A 17,047-nucleotide genomic window follows, 5' to 3' on the forward strand; every position below is an offset into this window, starting at 1 on the left:
CCTAGCTTGCGACGAAATCAAGGATATGAGGCCAGCATGAGCGGCAAGCGCAGCATCTTCGAAGAGGTCTCGGGCGACCAGAAACAAGAAGCGGTTCAGCCCGGCATGATTGATCGCGGTCGCGGCGGCGCGCGGAATGCGATCCGGGCTTGGCTGATGATCCTGTTCGCACTCGTGGTGGTGATGATTGCCATCGGCGGATTGACCCGCCTGACCGATAGCGGTCTCTCGATCACCGAATGGCGTCCGATCACAGGGGCCATTCCGCCGATGACTGAAGCGGATTGGCAGGCGGAATTCGACAAGTACAAAGAGATCGACCAGTGGCGCATTCAGAACCAGTGGATGGAACTGGATGATTTCAAAACCATTTACTGGTGGGAATGGGGCCATCGTCAGTTGGGCCGCGTGATCGGGCTGGTCTGGGCGATTGGGTTCTTTGGATTCCTTGCGGCGCGCAAGATTCCAACCGGATGGACCGGCAAGCTGCTGATTCCAGGCGTCCTGGGCGGCGTTCAGGGCGCAGTTGGCTGGTGGATGGTCGCCTCGGGCGTCACTCAGGGTGAGGGGATGACGGCTGTTGCCAGTTATCGTCTCGCCGTGCATCTCGGGTTGGCTTTTGTGATCCTCGGCTTTCTCGCCTGGTATATCTTTGAACTGGGACGTGAAGAACGCGACCTCATGCAGGCCCGCCGTGCGAAAGAGGCCAAACCGTTCTCGTTGTCCACTGGTTTGCTGCATTTCACCTTTTTGCAAATACTCATTGGGGCGCTGGTTGCGGGCATCGATGCGGGGCGGTCCTATACCGACTGGCCTTTGATCGGCGGCCAGTTGCTGCCGCCCGACGCGACCATGCTAGAGCCGATGTGGCGGAACTTTTTCGAAAGCCCAGGTCTGGTGCAATTTATCCATCGCTGCGTCGGGTACTTGCTGTTCATCTTCGCGTTTATCGTCTGGCGACGCGGCCAGACCAGCGCCCACCCGCAAACGCGGTTCGCTTTCAACGCGGCCTTCGCGGCGCTCTCGCTGCAGGTTGTCGTGGGCATCGTGACTGTTGTTTATGCGGCCCCGTGGCAGATCGCCATTTTCCACCAGTTCATGGCTGTCGTTGTCTGGACCCTGATCCTGCGTGCAAGGTTCCTGACAGCCTATCCAATCGCAACTTCTGTGCGCGGAGTATAACTCAATGACTGCATTTAACGACCTGATGGCCTTTCAGCGCGAAACCTCTGCATTGGGCCAGATTGCCGGGCGGCTGGGTTGGGATCAGGAAACCGTCATGCCGCGTGGGGCAGCCGCGCAGCGGGCCGAGGAAATGGCAGCGATTGAGGCCGTTCTGCATGCCCGCCGTTCTGACCCGCGCGTGGCCGATTGGCTGGAGCAGGCGGCCCCCCAGGACGAGGTGGGCAAGGCGCAGCTGCGTGAAATCCGCCGCGCCTATGACCGGGCCGTCAAAGTGCCAGCCGATCTGGCAACGGCAATTGCGCGTGTGACTTCGGCCGCTCAGGGAACCTGGGCGCAAGCGCGGGCGGATGAGGATGTGGCTGCTTTCCTGCCGGTGCTGGAAGAGGTCGTCGCGCTGAAACGTCAGGAAGGCGAGGCGCTGGCGCAGGGGGGCGATATCTATGACGCCATGGTCGAGGATTACGAACCCTACACGACCGGCGCCCAAATCGCCGCGATCTTCAACGAGATGCGCCCGCGTCTGGTGGCTTTGCGCGCCGCCGTACTGGACCGGCCGGAGCCTGCGGCAGTAACGGGCCGCTTCGACGAACTGGCCCAGATGCAACTGTCGCAAAAGCTGGCGGTGGCTTTTGGCTATGATCTGAACAACGGGCGCGTCGACAAGGCGGTGCATCCGTTCAGCTCGGGCAGCGGGCTGGACGTACGTATCACCACGCGGACCAGCGAAACCGATCCGTTCAACTGTTTCTACTCGACCATTCATGAGGTCGGTCACGCGGCATATGAACAGGGTATCAACCGCGACTATCTGCTGACGCCGCTGGGGCAGGGCGTGTCGATGGGTGTGCATGAAAGCCAAAGCCGGATCTATGAAAACCAGTTAGGCCGCTCGCGCGCCTTCACCGGCTGGTTGTTCGATCAGATGAAAGACGTCTTTGGGGATTTCGGGATCGCTGACGCAGATGCGTTCTACGCCACGGTGAACCGCGTCCATAACGGCTACATCCGGACCGAGGCGGATGAGGTGCAGTACAACCTGCACATCATGCTGCGCTTCGATCTTGAACGCGCCCTGATGGCCGGGGACCTGCAGGTCGGCGATCTGGAGGCCGCGTGGAATGATCGTTTCAAGGCCGATTTCGGTTATGCTGTCGACAAGCCCTCGAACGGGTGCTTGCAGGATGTGCACTGGTCGGTTGGCTTGTTTGGGTATTTCCCGACCTACTCGCTGGGCAATGTCTATGCCGGTTGCCTGTATCAGGCGCTGCGCGTGGCGGTTCCCGGGTTGGAAGGGCAGTTGGCTGCTGGCGATACGTCCGGTGCCACGGGCTGGCTTCGCGAGCACGTCCAGCAACATGGCGGACTTTTTGCCCCGCGCGAGGTCATCCAGCGTGCCAGTGGAGTTGAGCCGGGGCCTGAACCGCTGCTGGCTTATCTGGAGGACAAGTTTGGGGCGCTGTACGGGCTATAGGCCTCGCTGACTGTGTCAGCCTCAAGCGGGCAAGGACGGCACCATTTCGATACGCAGGGCGACAGCGGCGAAGAACAGGCCGCTTCCGGCTAATACGAATACATGCCAGATTGTGTTGTGATAGGGTAGCCAGTCCAAAAGATAGAAGACCACGCCAGCGGTATAGATGAGGCCGCCAGCGATCATCAGGGTCAATGTGCCCGGCGAAAGCTCGGCCAGCATGGATTGACCCGCCCAGACCGCGGCCCAGCCCATCAGCAGGTACAGCGCCAGCCCGAACCAGCGGAAGCGGTTTGGATCGACCATCTTCAGAACCGTGCCCAGCGTCGCCGAAGACCATAAGCCAAGCAAAAGCCCCGGCGGTTGCGAGGCAGACAGCAGCAGGAAGGGCGTATAGGTCCCCGCGATCTTCACGTAGATGCCTGAATGATCGAGGCGGCGCAGGAACTCTCCCCACTCGTCATGTTCGATCATGTTGTAGAGCGCCGAGAGGGTCAGCATCAGAACCAGCGTCACGCCATAGATCGAAGCGCCCAGTACGGCCGCAGGGTCGGACCGATGGAAGACCGTCATGATGATGAGCATAGGAACGGCAATGACCGCCGAAGACACGCCAAGCACATGAACAACACCGTCACTGACGCGTTCAGCGCGGCTGTAGGCTGGGCGGATATGGGCGAAAGACCTCATACAAAAAAGCTAGGCGTGCTGTGGACCGCGGACAAGCCCGCCAGCCGCCCATTGGCGGGAACGTGAGCTAATACAGAAAAAAACGCCCGCAAAACAGGCGTTTTGTTTCACTTCTGTAGTGCTATGTTATTCTTCGGCTTCTTCATCACCCTGATCAGCGATCCAGGCGACGCTGACGACTTCCTCGCCTTTGCCGGTGTTGAAGACTTTAACGCCACCAGCCGAACGGGATCGGAAGGAAATGCCATCCACCGGCACCCGGATTGACTGACCTTTGGTGGTGGCCAGCATGATCTGGTCGTCGATTTCAACTGGGAACGAGGCGACCAATTCGCCGCCGCGCATCGCCTTGTCCATGGCCGCCACACCCATACCGCCGCGTCCGCGAACGGGGTAGTCGTGGCTGGAACTCAGCTTGCCCGCGCCGCCGGTTGTAATGGTCAGGATCAGGTTTTCCGCCGCCGACATCTCGGCGTAGCGTTCCTGCGTAATTGTTGCGAGTTCGTTGACCTCTTCGTCTGTAGATTCCGAATCGTCGGTCAGACCGGCTACGGCGCGGCGCCGCTTCAGATACGCAGCGCGCTCATCCGGGTCGGCCTCGAAGTGGCGGATCACGGACATCGAGACCACTCGGTCGCCATTGGTCAGCTTGATACCGCGTACACCGGTGGATTCGCGAGAGTTAAACACGCGCACATCCGTGGTGCGGAAACGGATCGCGCGGCCCGAATTGGTGACCAGCATCACGTCTTCTTCTTCCGAGCAGATGCGGGCATTTACCAGCTCCACGCCTTCGGGCAGCTTCATCGCGATCTTGCCGTTGCGGCGGACATTGGTGAAATCCGACAGGCGGTTACGGCGCACATCGCCCGCGCTGGTGGCGAACACGATCTGCAGGTTTTCCCATTCTTCATCCGGCACATCCACGGGCATGATCGCCGCGATGGAAACGCCCGTTGGGATCGGCAGGATGTTGACGATTGCCTTGCCTTTGCCGGTCCGGCTGGACTGCGGCAGGCGCCATGTCTTGAGCTTGTAGACCATACCTTCGGTGGTGAAGAACAGCAGTTGCGTGTGCGTGTTCGCCACGAAGAGGTTGGTAACAACATCCTCTTCCTTGGTCTGCATTCCCGATAGGCCCTTGCCGCCACGCTTTTGGGCACGGAAATCGGCCAGCGGCGTGCGCTTGATGTAACCGCCCGAGGTGACGGTCACGACCATATCCTCACGTTCGATCAGGTCTTCGTCTTCCATGTCGCCGGACCAGTCGACGATCTCGGTCCGACGGTCGACGGCGAACTGCTCACGGACGCTGCGCAGTTCGTCGGCGATGATGCTCATGATGCGCTCGCGCGAGGACAGAATTTCCAGGTATTCCTTGATCTTGGCGGCGAGTTCTTCCAGCTCGTCCGTGACCTCTTTAACACCCAGTTGGGTCAGGCGTTGCAGGCGCAGGTCGAGGATGGCGCGGGCTTGAACCTCGGTCAGGTTATAGGTGCCATCGTCGTTCATCTTGGACAGCGGATCGTCGATCAGGCGCAGATAGCCCTCGATTTCGGACGCGGGCCAGCGGCGCGTCATCAGCTTTTCACGCGCCTCGGCGGCGTCTGCCGACGAACGGATCGTGGCGACCACCTCGTCTACGTTTGAAACGGCCACGGCCAGACCACAAAGGATGTGGCTGCGTTCGCGTGCTTTGCGCAAGTCATAGGCGGTACGGCGCGCAACAACATCCTCGCGGAAATCGATGAAGGATGTCAGGAACCGGCGCAGGGTTAGCTGCTCGGGGCGGCCACCATTCAGGGCCAACATGTTGCAGCCGAAGGACGTTTGCATCGGCGAGAAGCGATAGAGCTGGTTCAGCACAACCTCAGGCGTTGCGTCGCGTTTCAGTTCGACTACAACGCGGACGCCGTTGCGGTCGGACTCGTCCTGCACGTGGGACACGCCTTCGATCCGCTTTTCACGCACCGCTTCGGCGATCTTTTCGATCATCGAGGCCTTGTTCACCTGATAGGGGATCTCATCCACAACAATGGCGTAGCGGTCCTTGCGAATCTCTTCAGTGCGAGTCTTGGCGCGGATGATGACGCTGCCACGGCCTTCCAGATAGGCCTTGCGCGCACCGGACCGACCCAGCATGACGCCCCCGGTCGGGAAGTCAGGGCCGGGGACATATTCGATCAGCTGTTCCGAGGTCAGATCCGGATCATCGATCAGCGCCAGCGTCGCGTCGACCACTTCGCCCAAGTTATGCGGGGGAATGTTGGTCGCCATGCCCACCGCGATACCACCGGCGCCATTGACCAGCATGTTGGGGAAACGGGCGGGCAGGACGGTTGGCTCCCGGTCCTTGCCGTCATAGTTGTCCTGAAAATCAACCGTCTCTTTTTCGATATCGGCCAACAAGGCAGAGGCAGGCTTGTCCATCCGCACTTCGGTATAACGCATGGCAGCGGGGTTATCGCCATCCATCGAGCCAAAGTTGCCCTGTCCGTCCAGAAGCGGCAGCGACATCGAGAAATCCTGCGCCATGCGTACAAGCGCGTCATAGATAGCCGAGTCCCCATGCGGGTGGTATTTACCCATCACATCGCCAACCGGACGGGCCGACTTGCGATAGGCCTTGTCGTGCGTGTTCCCGGTTTCGTGCATGGCGTACAGGATGCGCCGATGCACCGGTTTCAGCCCGTCGCGCAGATCAGGAATCGCGCGACTGACGATGACCGACATCGCATAGTCCAGATAGGACGTGCGCATTTCGGATTCGATGGAGACCGTCGGGCCGTCATAGACAGGGCGCTCTGGCGGGGTTTCATCCATGTTTTCAGGGGTCTCTGGCGTATCGCTCACGTAAACTGCCCGTTCTTTATGCAGACTCTATATCTTGTGGATGCACCTTATCAGACCCAGCACATAAGGTGCAAGCAAGCAACGAATCTGCGTGCAAAAAACCACAGTAACACTGAAGTAACATCTTGTTATCCAAGTATTAGGTGGTTTTGATGTTACCCTGAAGAGACCTTGCAAGAAATTGGAGGTCTGCATGGAGCAAAGCGAAACAGAATTAATGCTCAAGGGATACGGGCTGACAACGGCAGAGTTTTTCTACCACATGCCCGACTATATCCACGTTCTGAATACATTCATCTGGCAGGATTACGATCTGGCTCCGGATCATCCGAAATTGTTTGAATTCGTTGAATTCTGGCAGCGCGAGATCGAAGGGCCGTTGCACTCGGTCCGGTTCACTCATCGCAAGATGATCGCGCCTGGGGAATGGCGCAACATGGTGGGTGAATTCCGCGTGAATTAGCATTCGGACGGTATTTCTGACCGTGACCGGATGCCGACCTTTCCGAAACTTTGAGCGCCTGCAGGGGTGATGCGTGGCTCTGTTCGCCGGGTTTTCACGCATATCCACTGGTATATCCCGATTTTTGTCATCAATCTGTACCGAAGCCTGCCTATGTGAAGGACAGGGCGGGTTATTGGATGATTTGCGGGCAAATAATGCGACTATGGTGGCGCTAACATTGGACATACCCGGGATGGCAAGGTAAGGACAACCCATGGTTTCACGCGTCATCCCTGTCGACCCATTTGATCTGGTCATTTTTGGTGGTACCGGCGATCTGGCGCAGCGCAAGATTTTGCCGGCCCTGTTTCGCCGCTATTGCGCGGGGCAATGGTCTGCCGATGCCCGGATAATTGCGGCGGCGCGAGGAGAGTTGGACGTAAACGCGTTTCGGGAAATGGTCTCCGTCTCTTTGAACCGGCATGTACCCAAAAGGGCAAAAGACCTTAAAGCGCTGAACGGATTTCTGGCTAATGTCGATTATGTCGCGCTGGATGCGTTGTCCGACTCTGGATGGTCAGAACTGGCTGGAAAACTGCGGGAGGACCGCATCCGGGCATTTTATTTCTCGGTTGGGCCGCGATTGTTCGGACCGTTGGCCGAGCGGATAAATGCCAGTGGGCTGGCCAATACAGAAACCCGGATCGTGGTCGAAAAACCCTTTGGGCATGATCTGCAAAGTGCGCAGGCATTGAATGCCACGTTGGCCGCGCATTTCTCGGAAAGCCAGATTTACCGTATCGACCACTATCTGGGCAAAGAGACGGTTCAGAACCTGATGGCGGTGCGGTTCGGGAATATGCTGTTCGAACCCCTGTGGAACAGCCAATATGTCGATCACATCCAGATTACGGTTGCTGAAACTGTCGGGATTGATGGGCGCGAGGAATATTATGAACGCGCTGGCGCCATGCGGGATATGGTGCAGAACCATCTGATGCAGCTGTTGTGCCTGATCGCGATGGAACCTCCGGCGAAGTTTGATCCAAATGCCGTGCGGGACGAAAAGCTGAAGGTCATTCGGGCGTTGGACCCCGTGGAACCTCATCACATCGTGCGGGGGCAGTTTGCCGCCGGGCCGGATGGGCCGGGGTATCGAGAGGTTGTGGGCAATCCACGCTCGACCACCGAAAGCTACGTTGCCTTGCGCGCCCATATCAGCAACTGGCGGTGGGCTGGCACGCCGTTCTATCTGCGAACCGGCAAAAGACTGGTGGCGCGGTCATCGGTGATCAACGTGCTTTTCAAGGACGCGCCGCACTCGATCTTTGGTGAGGAAGCGGGGCGGCACGCGAACGCCTTATCTATCCGGTTGCAACCGAATGAGGGGATTACGCTGAAGGTAACGATCAAAGAGCCGGGGCAGGGCGGGATGCGATTGGTCGATGTGCCGCTGGATATGAGCTTTGCCGAGGCCTTGGGGCCGGAAAACCAGGACCCGCCCGATGCCTATGAACGGCTCGTGATGGATGTGATCCGAGGCAATCAGACGCTTTTCATGCGCGGGGATGAGGTTGAGGCCGCCTGGGCCTGGACCGATCCGGTTATCGCCGGGTGGCAAGCGCGGGGAGATGTGCCCAAACCATATGATAGCGGCAGTACCGGCCCCGGCGACGCCGAGCTGCTGATGAAACGAGACGGTCGCCGCTGGCAGGGGATAAAGCCATGAAGATACAGGAATATGCAGATCGCGACATGCTGGCGATCGACGTGGCCAACGTCTTGGCCGGAGATTTGGAATCCGCCTTGCTGCATCACGATCTGGTTTCGTTCGCGGTGCCGGGGGGGACGACCCCAGGGCCGGTGTTTGACGTGCTGTGCGCCGCCGATCTGGAATGGGACCGCGTCCGTGTTTTGCCAACCGATGAGCGTTGCGTCCCCGCAGATCACGAACGTTCGAACGAACGGCTGATCCGGGACCGCCTGTTGACCAACCGGGCTTCGGTTGCGGAATATGTGCCGCTTTTTGTGCCGGGGCGCGACCCCGAAGCCGCTCTGGCCGAGGTCGAAACGCTGATCGCGCCGGTGTTGCCTTTGTTGGTGCTGGTGTTGGGGATGGGGGAAGATATGCACACCGCCTCGCTGTTTCCCGGCATGGAAGGGTTGGAGGCTGCGCTGGAAAGCCATGCCCCGACGCTGGCCGTCGCCCGGACCGAGGTGCAGCCGGAGGCCCGTATTACCCTGACGGCCCCAATCCTTGACGGAGCGCTGTCCAAGCATTTGGTCATTTACGGTTCGGCCAAACGCGATTCATTGGAACGGGCGATGTCACTGCCGCCCGAAGAGGCCCCGATCGCGGCTGTGCTCAGCGGTATGACCGTGCATTGGGCGGAGTAAGCGGGATGCGTTCAGATCAACTCCAATCCCTGGCCGCGCGGGGTGCCGGCACACGTATTCTTGACCTGTTTGCGGCAGATTCGAACCGGGCGCAGGATTTTTCGGCCTCGACCGGGGATCTGCTGTTTGATTACTCCAAAACACAGATCGACGCAGACATCCGTGATGGGTTGATCAAGCTGTGCGACGAGGCCGGGCTTACGGAACGCCGCGATGCGATGTTTTCAGGCGCGAAGATTAACGAAACCGAGGGGCGGGCCGTTCTGCACACGGCCCTGCGCAATCTGGACGGCGGACCGGTTGAGGTGGACGGGCAAGATGTTATGCCTGACGTTCTCGACACGCTACAGCGCATGCGCGTTTTTGCCGAAGAAGTGCGGGGTGGGGCGATTGCTGGCCCGGGGGGCAGTTTCACGGATGTGGTGAATATCGGCATCGGCGGATCTGATCTCGGACCGGTGATGGCAACCCATGCGTTGGCGCCCTATCACGACGGGCCAAGGCTGCATTACGTGTCCAATGTCGATGGCGCCCATATCGCCGATACTCTGCGCCAGCTTGATCCGACCCGGACGTTAATCATTGTCGCCTCCAAGACCTTTACTACCATTGAAACCATGACCAATGCCCGTACTGCACGGGCGTGGGTGCAGGATGGCGGTGGTGACCCTGCGCTGCAATTTGCCGCTGTATCCAGCGCTTTGGATAAAACATCGGCATTTAACATCCTCGACAGCCGTGTCTTTGGCTTTTCCGATTGGGTCGGCGGGCGGTATTCGGTCTGGGGACCGGTGGGCCTGCCGGTGATGATTGCTGTGGGGTCAAACGCATTTGACGCATTTCTCCGGGGCGGGCAAGCGATGGATCTGCATTTTCGGTCCGCGGAATGGTCTGAAAGCGTTCCGGTCATGCTGGCGCTGGTCGGCATCTGGCATCGTCAGGTGCTGAACCATAGCAGCCGCGCCGTTCTGCCTTACGACCAGCGTCTGCTGCGCCTGCCAGCCTATTTCCAGCAGCTTGAGATGGAATCGAACGGCAAGTCCGTTGCCATGGACGGCAGCGCGCTGACGGTGCCATCTGGCCCGGTTGTATGGGGAGAGCCCGGCACCAACGGCCAACATGCTTTCTATCAGTTGATCCATCAGGGGACGGATGTAATCCCTTGCGAGTTTATGGTGGCCGCCGAAGGTCACGAACCCGAACTGGCGCACCACCACAGGCTGTTACTGGCTAACTGCCTGGCCCAGTCCGAGGCGCTGATGCGCGGCCGATCTTTAAGCGAAGCCCGTGATCGCATGGCTGCAAAAGGCCTTGAGGGTGATGAGCTTGAACGTCAGGCCCGTCACAGAGTGTTCCCGGGCAACCGTCCATCGACCACGCTTATCTATCCAAAACTTACACCTTTCGTGCTGGGCCAGATTATCGCCTTGTACGAGCACCGGGTGTTTGTCGAGGGCGTTCTGCTGGGGATCAATTCCTTTGACCAATGGGGCGTTGAATTGGGCAAGGAACTGGCGACGTCGCTTGGGCCCGTTGTAGACGGCGAAACCAGCGCAGAGGGTAAGGATGGCTCGACTGCTGCGCTTGTCGAGTACGCTCTGCGGCATCGCGGGTGATGGCTGATCGCCGGTAGACAAAGGTGTAATCTTCTATTGTCAGACAATTGAAAGATTGGCAGGCTGGCTGCCAATAGATGCGTTTGTGTGATCCGTTTGTCCCATCTGGGGCGTATTGCAGGCAACGCAATAAAAGCGCGGCCATATCGGCACGCCGCTGACAATGGGAGGATGTCCATGCTGGGACAGATGATGACGCAGCCGTTGCTGATTTCGTCACTGATTGACCATGCTGAACGGTATCACGGGAATACCGAAGTTTATTCCGCAGAAACCGACGGTTCGGTAACCAAAACCAACTGGGCCGAAATTGCCCGCAATGCCCGGCGGCTGGCCTCGGCCCTGAGTCAATTAGGGTTAGATCCGCAGGATCGTATCGGCACCCTGGCGTGGAACAACCGGCGGCATCTTGAGATTTACTATGCCACCTCTGGTGCTGGTTTCGTGTGTCATACGATCAACCCGCGCCTGTTCCCGGAGCAACTGACCTATATCATCAATCATGCGCAGGACCGGGTTCTGTTCTTCGACGCGACCTTCATTCCATTGGTCGCGGCGCTGCAGGATCATCTGACGGATGTTCAGCACTTTGTTCTGATGGGGCCACGTGACGATGCCGCGGCTGAACAAGTGGCAGGGCTGAAATTCTATGATGAGTTGATCGAGACCGGAAGCCCGGATTTCGAATGGCCCAGCATGGATGAAAACACGGCTTCCAGTCTGTGCTACACCTCGGGGACCACGGGGAACCCCAAAGGTGTTCTGTATTCTCACCGTACAACGCTGCTGCACAGCTTTGCGTCGAACACGCGCGACGTTGTCGGGTATTCGGCGATGGATGTGGTTATGCCCGTGGTGCCAATGTTCCACGTCAACGCTTGGGGTTCTCCTTATGCCTGTGCCATGTCCGGTGCGCGTATGGTCTTGCCCGGGCCCGGATTGCACGGAGAGGCGCTTGTTGACCTGATCGATACTTACGGCGTCACGCTGGCGCTGGGGGTTCCCACGATCTGGCAGGGACTTTTGGCGCATGCGGCGCAGAGCGGCTCTGAACTGGCCAGCCTGAAACGCACCATAATCGGTGGTGCCGCGTGTCCGCCCTCGATGCTGGAAACTTTCCGCGAAACCTACGGCGTGGACACGATTCATGCTTGGGGGATGAGCGAGATGAGCCCGCTTGGAACCACCAATAACCCGCTGGCCAAACATCTCGACCTGCCGCTTGAGCAACAACATAAGCTGAGGGAAAGCCAGGGACGGCCACCTTTTGGGGTCGAGTTGAAGATTGTGGACGATGACGGCAACGATCTGCCGCATGACGGGACAACCCAGGGCGATTTGATGGTGCGTGGTCACTGGGTGCTGGACAGCTATTTTCTGTTGCAGGATCAGGCGCTTCTTCAAGATGGCTGGTTCGCAACCGGGGATGTGGCGACATTGGACCCGGATGGCTATATGACGATCAAGGATCGGTCCAAGGACATCATCAAATCGGGTGGTGAATGGATCAGTTCGGTCGAGCTGGAAAACATCGCGGTTGCCCACCCTAAACTGACGACTGCGGCTGTTGTTGGGGTGCCGCATCCTAAATGGGACGAACGCCCGATCCTTGTCGCCGTCAGAGCCGAAGGTGAGGAACCGAGCGAACGGGAATTGCTGGAGTTTTTCGACGGCAAGATTGCGAAATGGCAGGTGCCGGACAAGGTGGTTTTCGTGGATGCTTTACCGCTGAATGCAACGGGTAAAGTCCTGAAACGCACATTACGGGACGACTTCAAAGACGCTCTGATGGCCTAAGTGTCGTTGTAGGAGGATTGGCTCCGGCGGTAGGGATCGAACCTACGACCAATTGATTAACAGTCAACTGCTCTACCGCTGAGCTACGCCGGAACGGTTCGCGCCGTATAGCAATCTGATTTCCTGCCGTCCAGAGGGTGCGCAGAGTTTTTTCAGCGAAAAAACTTCTCCCGGTATCTATGGGCGACCAGAAGTCTGACACGGGTGATAGTGTGGGAGATTTGGCTCCGGCGGTAGGGATCGAACCTACGACCAATTGATTAACAGTCAACTGCTCTACCGCTGAGCTACGCCGGAACGGTTCGCGCCGTATAGCAACCTCGATTTTCGTCGTCCAGAGGGGAAGCACCGGACGGGCGAAAATTTTTTCTGATTACAATAACCGGCGAAATTGTGCAGTTTCGGATAGATCTTGCAACGGTTCCACCATAGATTTCCCGGTAAGATCAACAAGATGAGCGAACACGTTGCGCTCGGCCGCTGGCAATAGCGCTGTGGGTGTTTCGGTATAGATACGGCGGGCAAGGGTTTTTACGGTCGCGGGTTCCGCTGCCAGAGCGTCCAAAATCTGGGCCTCGCGCGCCATCCGGTGGTCAATCAACCAATCCAGCCGGGCAGACGGGTCTGTCACCGGGGCCCCATGTCCCGGATGGAACACGGCCCAGTCCCGGGTACGCAGGCGATGGCAGGCTTGCATGAAATCCGTCAGATCTCCGTCAGGCGGCGAGACCAATGAACTGGCCCAGCCCATGACGTGATCAGCCGTAAAACACATATCGCCATAAGCCAGCGCGATGTGGTTGCCTAAATGGCCGGGTGTGTGAATCACTTCCAACTCCCAGCCGTCGCCCTGAATAATTTGGCCGTCCGAGACTTCGTGATCCGGGCGAAACCCCGAATCGATGCCCTCGCCGCCGCCAGCCAGACCCTGTTGCGCAAGACGGGCCATAACCGCGCTGCGTCCGGCCTCGGGTCCCCCGAACGCCAGAACGGGTGCGCCAGTGCGGGCCGACAAAGGCGCGGCGAGGGGGGAATGATCCAGATGGGTATGCGTGACCAGAATGTGACTGATCCGCTGCCCGGGCTCCAATGCCGCCAGAATCGCATCCAAATGCGCGTCGATCAACGGACCGGGATCAATAACAGCGATGTCTCCGGTACCCAGCAGGTAGGTATTCGTACCCCGATAGGTCATTGGCGAGGGGTTCGGAGCAAGAATTCTTCGCAGACCCGGTGCAAGCTGTTCGGGCAGGCCGGGTCTGGGATTGAAATTATCGGGGGCTTTCATTGTGACCTCTTCCGCTTACCCGGGTGGCCAGCTAGGTTTAGCGCATGTCGTCTCAATGGCTCAAACCCTATATGCCTCGCAGCCTTTATGCCCGTGCGGCCCTGATTATTGTCGTGCCGGTTGCAGTTGTCTTGCTGGTGGTGTCGGTGGGGTTTCTGCAAAAGCATCTGGAAGAGGTGACCAGCCAGATGACCCGCACCGCCTCACGCGAGGTCATGCTGATTCTGGACACGATGCAGGGCGCAGAAACACAGCAGCAAGCTTTGGCAACGGTGCGTCCTGAACTGTCCGCCTTGCAGATGACGGCGCGGTTTCTTGGAATAAACGAAGAGCCGATGGCCGGATCCCGTCGTTGGTACGACTTCATCGCTCCGCAGGTGACCGCCGAGTTGAAGCAGCGATTGCCCAACCTTACGGTTGTTGCCCTGCCCAGCAGCCGGGAGGCGACGCTGTACCTTCAGACTGATCTGGGCACGCTTGAGCTGAGTTTCGACCGCAAACGGCTGTCTCCATCCGCGCCACATCAATTGATTGTCACGATGGTCTTCTTTGCGGTTCTGATGACGACGATCTCGTTTCTGTATATGCGGAATCAGCTGCGACCGATCACGCGCCTTGCCGATGCGGCGCAGGCATTTGGCCGGGGCAGGGTGGTACCATACACCCCAAACGGCGCGATCGAAGTGCGTGCGGCAGGCAATGCTTTTCTGGACATGCGTGCGCGGATCGAACGGCAGATTGAACAACGGACCTTGATGCTTTCGGGTGTCAGCCACGACCTGCGCACACCTCTGACGCGTTTGAAACTGGGGCTGTCATTGTTGCCGGAAGAAGATTCCGCCGCGATGCTCAAAGATGTCGACGAGATGCAGACCCTGTTGGATGCGTTTCTGGAGTTTTCCCGTGGAACTGCGGAAGGCGCGCCCGAGCCGGTTGATCCTGAACCTTGGTTACAAGGGATTGTCGCGGATGCACGGCGCGCTGGTCAGGTCGTTGACCTTACCGGGGTCGATGCCGAGGGGCCCGTCATGCTGCGTCCTACGGCTATGCGGCGTGCGGTCGAGAACTTGATCGGCAACGCAGTGCGTTATGGCTCGCGGGCTGAGGTTAGTCTTACGCGAACACCCAAGTCACTGCGGATCCGGGTTGAAGATGACGGCCCCGGAATCCCCCCGGAACAGCGAACAGAAGCTGTCCGACCGTTCACCCGTCTTGATCCGGCTCGCAATCAGAATCAGGGAACGGGCGTTGGTCTGGGACTGGCAATCGTCGCCGATATCGCCCGGGCCCATGGCGGGATTCTGCGTTTAGGTCACAGCGACGGGTTAGGCGGATTGCAGGCCGACATCGTTATCGGGTTGTAAAATGGTAGGCCCGGAGGGACTCGAACCCCCAACCAAAGCGTTATGAGCGCTCTGCTCTAACCAATTGAGCTACAGGCCCGCCATGACGCCTTGGGTATCACGATCATTGCCCGCGTCAAGCCTGACCGTTGCAACATGTTGCACAATAGAATAACTCGCGCGCAAAGCACTCATGAGGGATTGGCCATGACAGCGGGCAAGAACGGAATCACCTACGCCGATGCGGGTGTCGATATCGATGCGGGGAACGCTCTGGTCGATCGAATCAAGCCTGCGGCCAAGCGCACCAATCGCTCGGGCGTGATGAGTGGTCTGGGTGGTTTTGGCGCTCTGTTCGACCTCAAGGCGGCCGGGTATGAGGATCCGATTCTGGTCGGCGCAACAGATGGTGTCGGCACCAAGTTGCGGATTGCCATTGATACTGGGGTTGTGGACGGCGTTGGCATTGATCTGGTGGCGATGTGCGTTAACGACCTGATCTGTCAGGGCGCCGAGCCGCTGTTCTTTCTGGACTATTTTGCCACCGGCAAGCTGGATACCGACACCGCCGCGCGGATCATCGAAGGTATCGCCGAGGGCTGCGTTCAGTCCGGTTGCGCATTGATCGGCGGAGAAACAGCCGAGATGCCGGGCATGTACCCCGATGGCGATTTCGATCTGGCCGGGTTCTCGGTCGGTGCGATGGAGCGCGGTGCAGACTTGCCCGATGGGGTGCAGGCAGGGGACGTTTTGCTTGGGCTGGCATCAAACGGCGTGCATTCCAACGGGTACTCGCTGGTGCGCAAGCTGGTAGAAATGTCCGGTTTGGGGTGGGATGCTGCGTCGCCCTTTGGTGCCGGTACGCTGGGTGAGGCGTTGCTGACGCCAACGCGCCTTTACGTCAAACCCGCTCTGGCGGCGATCCGGGCGGGCGGCGTGCATGCGCTGGCTCATATCACCGGCGGCGGTCTGACCGAGAACTTGCCGCGTGTTCTGCCAGAAGGACTAGGGGCCGAGATCGATCTGAACGCATGGGATTTGCCGCCTATCTTTGACTGGATGGCTGGTGTTGGCGGGATTGCCGAGACCGAGATGCTCAAAACCTTCAACTGCGGTATCGGCCTGATCGTGGTTTGTACAGCGGATCAGGCGGATGCGCTGTCAGCGCTACTGTCTGACGCCGGGGAAACCGTATCGCGCATCGGCACTGTGACCGAGGCCGCAGGTGTCGTGTATTCGGGCAACCTGCTGTGAGCCACAAGCGCGTCGCCATCCTGCTTTCAGGCGGAGGGTCAAACATGGTGTCGCTGGTCGACAGCATGACCGGCGCCCACCCGGCGCGCGCTTGTCTGGTCCTGTCCAACGACGCGCAGGCAGGCGGGTTGCAAAAGGCGGCAGATCGCGGCGTGCCCACGGCGGTGGTGGATCATCGGCCCTACAAGGGTGATCGGCCGGCGTTTGAGGCCGAACTGATCAAGCCGTTGCTAGAAGCCGAGCCTGATATTATCTGTCTGGCCGGGTTCATGAGGGTTCTGACCGGTGATTTCGTCTCACAGTTTCAGGGGCGGATGCTGAACATTCATCCTTCGCTGCTGCCCAAGTACAAAGGCCTGCACACCCATGCCCGTGCGCTGGAGGCTGGGGACGCCGAACACGGCTGTACTGTTCACGAAGTCACAGCCGCATTGGATGACGGCCCCATCTTGGGCCAGGCACGGGTCAGTGTTGAACCGGGCGATATGCCGGAAACTTTGGCCGCTCGGGTTTTGACATGGGAACACAAGCTTTACCCGGCGGTGCTGCGCCGGTTCGCCAGTGGCGACAAAACCCCGGTTCTGCTGTCCTGATCTGTTAGAGTGATTTACACGGCCCCGCCATTCGGCCTATGGTCGCCGTTGACGCTCGGGACGCGGAAAAACACGGGCAGTGAATTAAAGAACAAGAGCAAGAACAGCACGGCGC

At 59.0% G+C, this 17,047-nt stretch carries 13 protein-coding genes and 3 tRNA genes; 10 read left to right on the plus strand and 6 right to left on the minus strand.

What is annotated here, in order from left to right:
• Positions 1 to 36 precede the first annotated feature (36 nt).
• Together ctaA and ACP0GE_RS19360 are read left to right on the plus strand one after the other, a co-directional pair.
• Positions 37 to 1,182 carry a heme A synthase gene (gene ctaA, locus ACP0GE_RS19355; RefSeq protein WP_424833535.1) on the plus strand — a complete coding sequence of 382 codons (1,146 nt, stop codon included), beginning with the start codon at positions 37 to 39 and terminating at the stop codon, positions 1,180 to 1,182.
• Positions 1,183 to 1,186: 4 nt separating this feature from the next.
• The gene (locus ACP0GE_RS19360) at positions 1,187 to 2,656 is read left to right on the plus strand and encodes a carboxypeptidase M32 (protein ID WP_424833536.1); all 1,470 of its coding nucleotides are present in this window, start codon (positions 1,187 to 1,189) and stop codon (positions 2,654 to 2,656) included.
• Positions 2,657 to 2,677: 21 nt separating this feature from the next.
• On the opposite strand, the gene trhA is transcribed toward ACP0GE_RS19360, so the two are convergent.
• Positions 2,678 to 3,346: a PAQR family membrane homeostasis protein TrhA gene (gene trhA / locus ACP0GE_RS19365; RefSeq protein ID WP_424833537.1), complete on the minus strand. Its 669-nt coding sequence runs from the start codon at positions 3,344 to 3,346 to the stop codon at positions 2,678 to 2,680.
• Between the two features lie 126 nt (positions 3,347 to 3,472).
• On the minus strand, positions 3,473 to 6,169 hold the full coding sequence (gene gyrA / locus ACP0GE_RS19370; RefSeq protein ID WP_424833874.1) for a DNA gyrase subunit A: 2,697 nt from the start codon (positions 6,167 to 6,169) through the stop codon (positions 3,473 to 3,475).
• A gap of 223 nt (positions 6,170 to 6,392) precedes the next feature.
• On the opposite strand from gyrA, the gene ACP0GE_RS19375 reads away from it, so the two are divergent.
• From ACP0GE_RS19375 to ACP0GE_RS19395, 5 genes are all read left to right on the plus strand, one after another.
• Complete coding sequence (locus ACP0GE_RS19375; protein WP_424833538.1) at positions 6,393 to 6,662, plus strand: usg protein; 270 nt, start codon at positions 6,393 to 6,395, stop codon at positions 6,660 to 6,662.
• A gap of 256 nt (positions 6,663 to 6,918) precedes the next feature.
• Entirely contained in the window at positions 6,919 to 8,373 is a 1,455-nt protein-coding gene (gene zwf / locus ACP0GE_RS19380; protein ID WP_424833539.1) for a glucose-6-phosphate dehydrogenase, read from the plus strand.
• Positions 8,370 to 9,041 carry a 6-phosphogluconolactonase gene (pgl, locus tag ACP0GE_RS19385; protein ID WP_424833540.1) on the plus strand — a complete coding sequence of 224 codons (672 nt, stop codon included), beginning with the start codon at positions 8,370 to 8,372 and terminating at the stop codon, positions 9,039 to 9,041. Before zwf ends, pgl begins: the two co-directional genes overlap by 4 nt.
• A gap of 5 nt (positions 9,042 to 9,046) precedes the next feature.
• A complete protein-coding gene (gene pgi, locus ACP0GE_RS19390) occupies positions 9,047 to 10,657 on the plus strand; it encodes a glucose-6-phosphate isomerase (RefSeq protein WP_424833541.1) in 1,611 nt (536 codons plus the stop codon).
• Between the two features lie 177 nt (positions 10,658 to 10,834).
• A complete protein-coding gene (locus ACP0GE_RS19395; protein ID WP_424833542.1) occupies positions 10,835 to 12,454 on the plus strand; it encodes a long-chain-fatty-acid--CoA ligase in 1,620 nt (539 codons plus the stop codon).
• 18 nt (positions 12,455 to 12,472) lie between these two features.
• Here ACP0GE_RS19395 and ACP0GE_RS19400 read toward each other — a convergent pair.
• The 3 genes from ACP0GE_RS19400 to ACP0GE_RS19410 all read right to left on the minus strand — a co-directional run bounded on the left by ACP0GE_RS19400 (position 12,473) and on the right by ACP0GE_RS19410 (position 13,742).
• Positions 12,473 to 12,547, minus strand: a tRNA-Asn gene (locus ACP0GE_RS19400).
• A 129-nt stretch (positions 12,548 to 12,676) separates the two neighbouring features.
• A tRNA-Asn gene (locus ACP0GE_RS19405) sits at positions 12,677 to 12,751 on the minus strand.
• A 76-nt stretch (positions 12,752 to 12,827) separates the two neighbouring features.
• Positions 12,828 to 13,742 (minus strand): MBL fold metallo-hydrolase, encoded by a 915-nt coding sequence (locus ACP0GE_RS19410; protein WP_424833543.1) that lies wholly within the window; start codon positions 13,740 to 13,742, stop codon positions 12,828 to 12,830.
• A gap of 44 nt (positions 13,743 to 13,786) precedes the next feature.
• On the opposite strand from ACP0GE_RS19410, the gene ACP0GE_RS19415 reads away from it, so the two are divergent.
• Positions 13,787 to 15,106: an ATP-binding protein gene (locus ACP0GE_RS19415; RefSeq protein ID WP_424833544.1), complete on the plus strand. Its 1,320-nt coding sequence runs from the start codon at positions 13,787 to 13,789 to the stop codon at positions 15,104 to 15,106.
• A gap of 2 nt (positions 15,107 to 15,108) precedes the next feature.
• Here ACP0GE_RS19415 and ACP0GE_RS19420 read toward each other — a convergent pair.
• A tRNA-Ile gene (locus ACP0GE_RS19420) sits at positions 15,109 to 15,185 on the minus strand.
• 107 nt (positions 15,186 to 15,292) lie between these two features.
• Here ACP0GE_RS19420 and purM point away from each other — a divergent pair.
• Positions 15,293 to 16,339, plus strand: a complete 1,047-nt coding sequence (gene purM / locus ACP0GE_RS19425; RefSeq protein ID WP_424833545.1) for a phosphoribosylformylglycinamidine cyclo-ligase — start codon at positions 15,293 to 15,295, stop codon at positions 16,337 to 16,339.
• On the plus strand, positions 16,336 to 16,932 hold the full coding sequence (gene purN / locus ACP0GE_RS19430; RefSeq protein WP_424833546.1) for a phosphoribosylglycinamide formyltransferase: 597 nt from the start codon (positions 16,336 to 16,338) through the stop codon (positions 16,930 to 16,932). Before purM ends, purN begins: the two co-directional genes overlap by 4 nt.
• The last annotated feature ends 115 nt before the right edge of the window (positions 16,933 to 17,047 follow it).

Source organism: Ruegeria sp. (assembly GCF_965243365.1).
Lineage (GTDB): Bacteria > Pseudomonadota > Alphaproteobacteria > Rhodobacterales > Rhodobacteraceae > Ruegeria.

Coding starts and splice junctions, on each gene's coding strand:
- ACP0GE_RS19415 (WP_424833544.1), top strand. CDS start 13,787: ATGTCGTCTCAATGGCTCAAACCCTATATGCCTCGCAGCCTTTATGCC.
- ctaA (WP_424833535.1), top strand. CDS start 37: ATGAGCGGCAAGCGCAGCATCTTCGAAGAGGTCTCGGGCGACCAGAAA.
- purM (WP_424833545.1), top strand. CDS start 15,293: ATGACAGCGGGCAAGAACGGAATCACCTACGCCGATGCGGGTGTCGAT.
- trhA (WP_424833537.1), bottom strand. CDS start 3,346: ATGAGGTCTTTCGCCCATATCCGCCCAGCCTACAGCCGCGCTGAACGC.
- ACP0GE_RS19360 (WP_424833536.1), top strand. CDS start 1,187: ATGACTGCATTTAACGACCTGATGGCCTTTCAGCGCGAAACCTCTGCA.
- zwf (WP_424833539.1), top strand. CDS start 6,919: ATGGTTTCACGCGTCATCCCTGTCGACCCATTTGATCTGGTCATTTTT.
- ACP0GE_RS19410 (WP_424833543.1), bottom strand. CDS start 13,742: ATGAAAGCCCCCGATAATTTCAATCCCAGACCCGGCCTGCCCGAACAG.
- ACP0GE_RS19375 (WP_424833538.1), top strand. CDS start 6,393: ATGGAGCAAAGCGAAACAGAATTAATGCTCAAGGGATACGGGCTGACA.
- gyrA (WP_424833874.1), bottom strand. CDS start 6,169: ATGGATGAAACCCCGCCAGAGCGCCCTGTCTATGACGGCCCGACGGTC.
- ACP0GE_RS19395 (WP_424833542.1), top strand. CDS start 10,835: ATGCTGGGACAGATGATGACGCAGCCGTTGCTGATTTCGTCACTGATT.
- pgl (WP_424833540.1), top strand. CDS start 8,370: ATGAAGATACAGGAATATGCAGATCGCGACATGCTGGCGATCGACGTG.
- pgi (WP_424833541.1), top strand. CDS start 9,047: ATGCGTTCAGATCAACTCCAATCCCTGGCCGCGCGGGGTGCCGGCACA.